The sequence below is a fragment of the Nocardia sp. NRRL WC-3656 genome, from assembly GCF_000720265.1.
In the GTDB taxonomy this organism is placed as follows: Bacteria; Actinomycetota; Actinomycetes; order Mycobacteriales; family Mycobacteriaceae; genus Nocardia; species Nocardia nova.
Genome location: NZ_JOJF01000064.1, coordinates 1 through 7895, shown reverse-complemented (window position 1 = coordinate 7895; position 7895 = coordinate 1). Strand labels below are relative to the sequence as shown.

6 protein-coding genes are annotated in these 7895 nt (G+C 63.4%); 2 read left to right on the top strand and 4 right to left on the bottom strand.

All coding sequences use genetic code 11. From position 1 onward, the window contains the following. Positions 1–888: 888 nt before the first annotated feature. From IG65_RS0133620 to IG65_RS37445, 4 genes are read right to left on the bottom strand one after another with little or no spacing between them, the layout of a single operon-like run. On the bottom strand, positions 889–1545 hold the full coding sequence (locus IG65_RS0133620; protein WP_036526537.1) for a 3-oxoacid CoA-transferase subunit B: 657 nt from the start codon (positions 1543–1545) through the stop codon (positions 889–891). Then, positions 1545–2240, bottom strand: coding sequence for a 3-oxoacid CoA-transferase subunit A (locus IG65_RS0133615; protein WP_030518964.1), 696 nt, complete (start codon positions 2238–2240; stop codon positions 1545–1547). Before IG65_RS0133615 ends, IG65_RS0133620 begins: the two co-directional genes overlap by 1 nt. Beyond that, positions 2237–2425, bottom strand: a complete 189-nt coding sequence (locus tag IG65_RS0133610; RefSeq protein ID WP_030518963.1) for a hypothetical protein — start codon at positions 2423–2425, stop codon at positions 2237–2239. Before IG65_RS0133610 ends, IG65_RS0133615 begins: the two co-directional genes overlap by 4 nt. 39 nt (positions 2426–2464) lie before the next feature. Next, a complete protein-coding gene (locus IG65_RS37445; protein WP_231509618.1) occupies positions 2465–3493 on the bottom strand; it encodes a site-specific integrase in 1029 nt (342 codons plus the stop codon). A gap of 1983 nt (positions 3494–5476) precedes the next feature. Here IG65_RS37445 and IG65_RS0133595 point away from each other — a divergent pair. Both IG65_RS0133595 and IG65_RS0133590 read left to right on the top strand, forming a co-directional pair. After that, positions 5477–6532, top strand: a complete 1056-nt coding sequence (locus IG65_RS0133595) for a hypothetical protein (RefSeq protein ID WP_156055924.1) — start codon at positions 5477–5479, stop codon at positions 6530–6532. A gap of 62 nt (positions 6533–6594) precedes the next feature. Next, positions 6595–7530 carry a hypothetical protein gene (locus IG65_RS0133590; RefSeq protein ID WP_030518961.1) on the top strand — a complete coding sequence of 312 codons (936 nt, stop codon included), beginning with the start codon at positions 6595–6597 and terminating at the stop codon, positions 7528–7530. Positions 7531–7895: the final 365 nt, after the last annotated feature.

Here is a 7895-nt window from a genome sequence, read left to right as displayed (position 1 = left end):
GGATATACTCAACACGCTCGCCCTGTTCTATGGTGAGCGGATAACCGGAAACTAGCAGGACAATTCACCGTTCTGCCCACAAAAATTCCGACACTCCCCCCTTCCAGATCGATCGCATAGGCCGATGCTACTGATGACCGGTTGGTTTTGTCCGGCGAAGCGGCGCGACCTGCGGGTTCGTGGTTGTTGATGAGTGTTGTGGGTTGGTGTTTGTTGCTGTTCGTGGACCTGCGACGTCCTGTGGACGTCCTGTACGGCGTCTGGATTTCACGTTTTCGGCTGGCGCCGGGCGGTTGGCTGCAGGCACCTGACAGCCCTGAAGCAGGTCCATGTGGCGTGTGCTGCCCGGCCAGGGGACGTGTCGATTGCGGTGTTGCGGCAGCCGGTGAGCGGAACACGGCCGTCGAGGCAGGCCTAGATATCGCTGCTGCCGGCGCGGGAACTTGGCAGATTTGCCAGGCATCGGTGTGCGAGGGGGGACTTGAACCCCCCGCTGTGTCACGGCTGAACCGTTCGCGTGATTGAGTACATCTATCGATACTGCTACCAACGGCTTTGAAGGTAGCAGGTTTTGCCCGTGCATGGCTCCGACGGCCGGAGGCGATTGGATGTGTCCTCATGCGGTTCAGTGGGCCTGCTTGCCCTGACGCTGCCGTTCGAGCGGTTCGCAGCGGATCGCTGTTCGGCGATCTTTGTCCTGAGGGCGTTGTGGTCGGACAGGTGCGAATGCGGAGCGCCTCCGTCGCGAAGGTGTTGCGGGAGTTCGCGTGCCGCGCGCCCAGGTCGGCGTCGGTCACGGGTTCTGGTGCATGCGGCTGCATGCTGTCTCGGTGATACCAAGAGGCCGAAGGGGGTTTCACCGCATGGTGGTGCTGGAGGACCGTCGTCTCACCGTGTAGCGGTTGTGGTTCGGTCGGTTTCAGGTAGGTGCAAGCCGAGGCAGTGGCTCAGTTCGGTGGGCGAGATCCCGAATGTCTCTCGTGCGGTGGTCCGCTCCGGACCCACCTCGAAGACCGCCAGATCGGTGTAGATGCGGTTGACGCAGCGCAGGCCGGTGAGCGGGTAGCTGCAGTGGTCGACGAGTTTTGGGCGGCCCTGTTTATCGAAGAGGGTCATCATCACGAAGACTTGTTTGGCGCCGATGGCCAGGTCCATGGCGCCGCCGACGGCGGGGATGGCGTCGGGTTGTCCGGTGTGCCAGTTGGCCAGATCGCCGGTGGTGGAGACTCGGAGTGCGCCGAGGACGCAGACGTCGAGGTGGCCGCCGCGCATCATGGCGAAGGAGTCGGCGTGGTGGAAGTAGGAGGCGCCGGGTAGTTCGGTGACGGGGACTTTGCCGGCGTTGGTGAGGTCGGGGTCGATCTGGTCGCCGGTGGCGGCGGGTCCCATGCCGAGCATGCCGTTTTCGGTGTGCAGGACGACACCGGATTCGGGGTTCAGGTGGTCGGCGATGCGGGTGGGTTGGCCGATGCCGAGGTTGACGTAGGCGCCGGCCGGGATGTCGCGGGCGACGACGGCGGCGAGTTCGTCGATAGTGAGCGCCATCAGCGGGCTCCTTGAACGGTGTAGTGACGGGCCTGGACGCGGACCATGCGGTCGACATAGATTCCCGGGGTGATGACCGATTCGGGGTCGATCTGTCCGGCGGGCACGATGTCGCCGACTTGGGCGATGGTGGTTGCGGCGGCGGTGGCCATGACGGGGCCGAAATTGCGGGCGGTTTTGCGGTATACCAGGTTTCCCATGGTGTCGGCGCGGTGCGCGCTGATCAGGGCGACGTCGCCGTGGATCGGGTATTCCAGGACGTGGGTGCGTCCGGCGATCTCGCGGGTCTCTTTGCCGGCGGCCAGGGGTGTGCCGACGGCGGTGGGGCAGTAGAAGGCGCCGATACCGGCGCCGGCGGCGCGCATCCGCTCGGCGAGGTTGCCCTGCGGGACCACTTCGAGGTCGATCTTGCCGGTGCGGTAGAGCTCGTCGAAGACGTAGGAGTCGGACTGGCGGGGGAACGAGCAGATCACCTTGCGGACGCGGCCGGTTTTCAGCAGGGCGGCCAAACCGACGTCACCGTTGCCGGCGTTGTTGGACACGATGGTGAGATCGGTGGCGCCTTGGCGGATCACCCCGTCGATGAGGTCGAACGGCATACCTGCCAACCCGAATCCGCCGACGAGAATCGTTGCGCCGTCCTCGATTCCGGCCACGGCCTCATCGACGGTATCCACCACTGCGGTTCTGCTCATTTCCCGGCCTCCATATTCTCGAGCACGATCGCCAGCCCTTGGCCGACGCCGATGCAGAGGGCGGCCACGCCCCAGCGTTGGTCGCGTTCGCGCAACACCTTGGCCAGCGTGCCCAGGATCCGCCCGCCACTGGCACCGAGTGGATGCTCGCGTACGCGATCGTATCGGCGAATGCTGCGGGGCAAGAGCGTTTGACGGTCGTGGCAGCCGTCCGGCCCAGACTCTCAGAGTTGTTCTACTTCCGTGGTTTCGCCCGGATCGAGTGGATGTCGTTCGCCGACAAGGGCGCCCAGTGCTCCAGCGACTTCGGGCAACGACGCTCGAACGTAGGTCAGGGTTGGTCCGTCCGAGCCGGATGGCTCTGCGTGACCGGCGAATGCTCTGGCGACGGCGTAGCCGAAGTTGCGTTCAACCCATGTCAGCGTGGTGTGGCGCAGCCAGTGGGCCGTGACCTGCAGGGTTTTGACCCAGGGGAGTTCGCGGCCGACGCGGTCCCACAGGTAGTCGTAGCGGCGTCCGGTGATCGGTCGGCCGTTTCGGTAGCGCAGGAGCTGTCCAGCCGGGTCCGATCCTCGCCTCCCGTGGCTGACCAGTGCCCTGATCAGCGTGGGCGATACTGGTTGCCACCGATCTGATTGATCCTTTTCGCGCAACCAGATCAGGCAGTTCGTTTCATCGAGATCTTGAGGTCGTAGCGCGAGGGCTCCGCCGCGCCGGCATGCTGTTTCTATATGCAGCCGCACAATCAGCGAGTCCAAGTCGGGATCGTTGCCGGTTGTCGCAACGACGTGATTGATCTGGGCGAGTTGATTATCGGATAACGCTGTGCGGGGGCTGGGGCGTCGCCGCGGCTTGTCAATGTGGGCAGCGGCATTGCCGGACGCGGGGACGTACCCGTCGTCGCGGGCGTGGCGGTAGAGGCAGCGAATGGCCGCGACCATGTGCTCGGCAGCAGAGCGTCCGTCGCGCGAGTTCTTCCGGGCCGCGGCCTCTCGTCGGGCCTGCTCGACCATCTCCTTCAGCTCCAGGGCAGTTGGCTCGTCCAGCGGACGGTCGCGCCATTGTTTTCGGAGCCGGTTCCAGTACGGGCGGTAGGTGCGTAGGGTTCCGGCTGACATTGTCGATTCGACGCGCGGTATATATTCACCGAAAGTCGGGACGTTCGTGATAATTGAGTGGGAGAGAAGATCTTCGGGACGTAAGCCAAGCCGCGCGAGGAGGAGTTGAGCTGCTTGAATGTCGTTGGTGCTCACAGCCTGAGCCAAACTGACGGATCCTGTGAAAATAGTGCGGTGACGAGGGCGTGGGGCGGGTAGATAACCAGTTTGCGATGCTCTTCGGACGCCACGAGCAGGATGCGATCACCGCTTTTTAGGTGTAGTCGGTTTCGCAATTCGGCCGGTATGTAGAGATGCTGATGCGAGTCGATGCGTAGCTTGGGAGGGGCGTCAGTCACAGTTACTACGAGTAGTTGATCGTCGACCGTGAAGGTGATCGGCTGGCGGGGGCGCCATTTCAAAAATGTAAGCGTCCTCGCGGCCGCGAGCCTGCCGCGATCGTTGATCGCTGAAATCGATATCAGGGGCAAGGTCGATGATGGTTGGTGGATCCCTACTTGTGGCAGCGGCACCCTGAAATTTTTTCCATCCGGAGATCGCAAAGGCCTTATATCGAGCAAATCTTCGGGTGCGGTCTTATCGAAACTTTCAGTGCTTGCGGGAACTCTCTTATGTGAGACGTCGGCGGATGCGCTCGCTTGCGTCGGCGGTGCTGGTCGACCGCTCTGTTTAGCGCCACCGGGCGTCGCTTTCCGTCGGTTCGCCCCAGTCGTACGTTTGGTTGGTGGGGCGGAGGGGGGGCGCCCAGGCTTGTGTGGCATGCTGCCTCGATTCTTTTTCGGCCTCTTGTATGAGAGCGAAGCGACTGGTGAGTTGGCAACATGTATGCCGAATCGTTCTATTCATGGCCGCGTGTACTGGCCTTCGGTTCGGGAGTCATGGCGGTCTACGTGCAGTTTTCGTCGGGAGCATGTCAGTTCGATTAACCGAACGATGTCGAAGCGTGTCAATTACGGCATTCGTCGCTTTCTCGGCGTGCGGCGAGGTGGACGGCTCCTGTTGATGGGTCGCCCACTCAAGTGCCGTAGTGCGGAAGATGGATATCCGTCGAGGCGTCGTGTCGCAGATCAGACTTGGGAGCGAGCGTCGTTCGGTGAGTCTGCCGGATCCTCGGCATGGGCGGAGTAAGTTGCCTTGCTGGCAATATCTTAGTCGTTGGCCGGCAGTACATGAAGGACACGGATATATAGAGAAGGGTAATTGAAGAGTTGGTAGTTGAACGGCTTTCTTCGGGCGAGCAGTCTCGCAGCGACATTCAGCAAGAAGTGCCACCGTTGACGACGGTTCCCGTATCGGTCGGCGCTGAACGATTGGGCAGTCCACGGACTGGTATCTGCGCCAATTGCGGGCACGGAAGCTGCCAGGCCACAAGATCGGGCGCCAATGGCGGCTGACAAAGGATGACATCCGGGAGGCGTTGGCGATAACCGCGATGCCCGTCGCAGTGCCCCCATCGGATCCTTCCGGGCTGACACCGCGGAGCCGTCGACACCTGAATCGTCGCGGTTGCCAGCGCTTTACCTGCTGAACATAGGCGTCCGGAACAGTCAAAACGCAACGATGAGACTGACGCTGCGAATCTTTGCTAGGAGATGTTCGTTGAGTATCAGGTAGATCGCATTGTCTTCTCCGCGCACTGATAGGTCTCCGGATATTTCTTGTATCAATGGGGCAGAATTTGCTTAACCTGCGATTTATGAGTCCTTCGCAATCGTAATCAATGCTCTCGATCCGAGCGTGTTTTGAACGTATTCTAATCGAATTATTCTCGCATGTGAGATTGCACTCCGGCACGGTATTGGCTGACTCGATGTCGCTCGCGGGGCCGACCGGTGCTGACCGCGTCAGACCCTGAGTGCTCGCGAAATGCGGCGAACCGCTGCGAGATGTGAGTTTCTAGAGGATCCGGCTGCTACCGACGCCGCTGACCAGGTGTTTTCGGCTTGAGGGGTTTAGGGGTTCGATTCCCCTAGGCTCCACCACACAGACTGGCCGCTCAGGGCGCGGAAACGTATCCTGAGCGTAAACGGCGTCAGTATCTGGCGTCAGCAGCCGGTTACCAGCGGTCGGTAACAGGACATCTCACGAGATGTCGCCTGGACCCGACCGGAGGTGACAATGCCCACCCCCCGACCCCGTCCTCGTGCGGACGGGACCGTCGCGTGGCAGGTGCCGTTCAACATCTACATCGATGGCCGCAGGCGCCAGAGTTCGGAGACATTCGACGACCCCGCCGAGGCAACGCGCTGGGCCGCGTTGCTCGAGCGCGTAGGCGCCGAGGAAGCACTCGAGATCCTCGACGTGCAGCGTGGGACCGATGTCGAGTACCTGACTCTGACCGAGTGGCTGCGCCGCTACGCCGATACGCTCACCGGGATCGAACCCGAGACCCGGAAGCGCTATCACCGCTACATCGACCGCGACATCGACGATTTCATGGGTTATCTGCCTCTCGGCGCGATCACGGCCGAGACCGACAAGTCGTGGGTGGTGCACCTGGAAGAGGAGATCGGCAACAAGCCCAAAACCATCGCGAACAAGCACGGGTTTCTCTCGGCGGCGATGAGTGCGGCCGCCGCGGTGCGCCCGCAACCGCTGATCGCCTACAACCCGTGCGCCGACACCCGCCTGCCCCGCAACGACGCCCCCGAGCCCGACTATTTCGATGACGCCGAATGGGAGCTGTTCGAACAGCTGATGCCGCCGCGATGGCGCGCGCACGCGGAATTCGGCCTGATGTCGATGGCCCGGCCCAGCGAGGTCACCGCTCTGCGCGTCGGCGACATCAACCCCCGCACCGGCGCGGTACGCATCACCAAGGCATGGAAATGGGCCGGCGGCGCGCTCAAGCTCGGCAAACCCAAGTCCAGCCGGGGAATCCGCACCGTCAACGTGCCCCTGGAAACCCTCGGCCGGCTCGACCTGAACCGCCCGCGCGACGAGCTGCTGTTCCACACCGCCACCGGAAACCCGATCAGTGTCACCTACTTCTACAAGAAGGCGTGGCTGCCCGCCTTGGGGCGGCTGCAAGCACTCGACGCCGGGCACGAGTCGGTCGCCACCACCGACAAACGCTACGGCCACATCGACCGCCGGGCCAGCGAATCCGCCGCCGACGTCATCCGCCTGCATCTGCCGCGCGTGCGCAACGCCGGCCTGCGCCCCGTCGCCTGACCGCCGCCAATTCATTTCATGCCGCGACGGTCATGAAATGTAATGAAACGAAATGGAATTCAATGACACAACCCATTGACCTCCACACCCGCAAACGCACGGTTTCGGCACAGTGCGGCTATCCCGGCTGCACAGCCGAGCTCGAAACCACGACCCGGCGCCCGGGACGCCCCTTCGCCTACTGCGCCGACCCCGCCCACAACGCACAGACCGCGTTGCGCGCCAAAAGAAAACACGCCCAGCAGCAGACCCGCGAACCCGCCACCCCGAGTCTGCGACCGGTCACCGACGGCGCGATCACGGTCGCCGGTTTGCTGGCCGAGGCCGCGCGCCTGCGCGACGAGTTGTCCGCGATCGTCAGCGACAGCGCCGACATGCTGGCCACCATCACCGGCGCCGAGGCGATCGACCGCGAAATCGCCGACATCCGCCGTGAGGCCGCGGTCAAGATCGCCGCCGCCGAGCAGGCCCAATCAGCGGCCGAGCGTGCGCTCGCGGAGATGACAGCTCAGCGCGACCGAGCCGCCGAACTGGAAACCTTGGCTTTGCAAGCAGCCGACGACGCGGCTGCGGAAGCCTCGCAGGCTCGTCGCGACGCCGAGCAGATCCGCACCGGCGCCGAAGCGAGAATCGCTGCGGCCGAGAAGGATCGCGACAGCGTCTACGCCGAGGCCGAGACAGCGCTGACCACGATGCGGCATAAATACGACGCCGCGCGCACCGCACAAGCGCGAGCCGAAGCCGAAACCGATGTCATCCGGACCCAAGCCCAGGCCGCAGCCGAGCAGAACGCGGCGCTACGACGGCAACTAGACGAGCAAGCCGACACACACCGCCAGCAGATCGAGGCACGCGACCTCGAGCACTCCCGGGCGATCACCGCCGCCCACGCCATGGCCGACCGCGCCGCCCGCGAACAACGCCAACAGCTCAACTCCATCCTGCGGGCACACCAGCCTCCCGCGGTCGCCGCGGCCGACGTCGGCGAGGCGGAGTAGGGGAGCGCACGGACGCGTGTGCATACCCGGTGCACATGCGCGTTCACCGACGTGGAGTTATACCCAGCAGCGCGGTTTGTGCACAGGGCACCGAGGTGTCGGTGGCATGTGCTAAACGCGCAGATTCGATTGGTGAACAGGCCTTTTCAATCGGGAGAGCAGTCGCGAACACGCTTAAGTCTGAGAAAGCGACACGTCCGAGGTGTCGCATAGAGTGCGGCGTACGGACCCGCCCAGAACCATCGGCAGACCGGAAAACAGCGGGCCCCTGAGGCAACAGGCGGGGCCACTCAACACCCATCCACTCTGCGACACGAAGGGGCTCGGCGACCTCAGCCCGGTGAGCCGCTGCCGGTACGGTCAAC